At 35.0% G+C, this 666-nt stretch carries 2 protein-coding genes; both read left to right on the plus strand.

Annotation, left to right across the window (positions count from 1 at the left end):
* Positions 1-316 (plus strand): flagellin (locus CAMP5118_RS07955; protein ID WP_337206424.1); only part of this gene is annotated, 316 nt, incomplete at its 5' end.
* Between the two features lie 135 nt (positions 317-451).
* On the plus strand, positions 452-666 hold a 215-nt coding region (locus CAMP5118_RS07960), incomplete at its 3' end, for a flagellin N-terminal helical domain-containing protein (RefSeq protein ID WP_439897286.1).

Here is a 666-nt window from a genome sequence, read left to right on the forward strand (position 1 = left end):
CGCTAAAGATCAACAAGCTGGTGTTACTACACTTAAAGGCGCTATGGCTGTTATGGATATAGCTGAAACTGCTATTACTAATCTTGATCAAATCAGAGCTGATCTTGGTGCGGTGCAAAATCAAATCACAGCTACACTTAATAACATCAGTGTAACTCAAGTAAATATTAAATCAGCTGAATCAAACATCAGAGATGTAGACTTTGCAGCAGAAAGTGCAAACTTTGCTAAGTATAACATCCTAGCTCAAAGTGGATCTTATGCTATGAGTCAGGCTAATGCTGTACAACAAAATGTAATGAGATTATTACAATAGTAAAGAAATCCAAAACACCTTGAATATTCAAGGTGTTTTTCTCTTCCACTTTTTATTTTATTTCCCATTCACTTTCTTATATTTGGAACGCTTATTGCTTTGTATAAATCAAGCAATATTTTGAAAGGATTTAAAATGGGTTTTAGAATAAACACCAACATAGGTGCAATGAATGCACACGCAAACTCAACTATAACAGCAAGAGAATTAGACAAGTCTTTGTCTAGACTTAGTTCAGGTCTTAGAATCAACTCTGCAGCAGATGATGCTTCTGGTATGGCTATTGCAGATAGTTTAAGATCTCAAGCTGCGACTTTGGGTCAAGCTATTAATAATGGTAATGATGCTAT

The organism is Campylobacter sp. LMG 7929 (assembly GCF_024723595.1).
GTDB lineage: Bacteria > Campylobacterota > Campylobacteria > Campylobacterales > Campylobacteraceae > Campylobacter_D.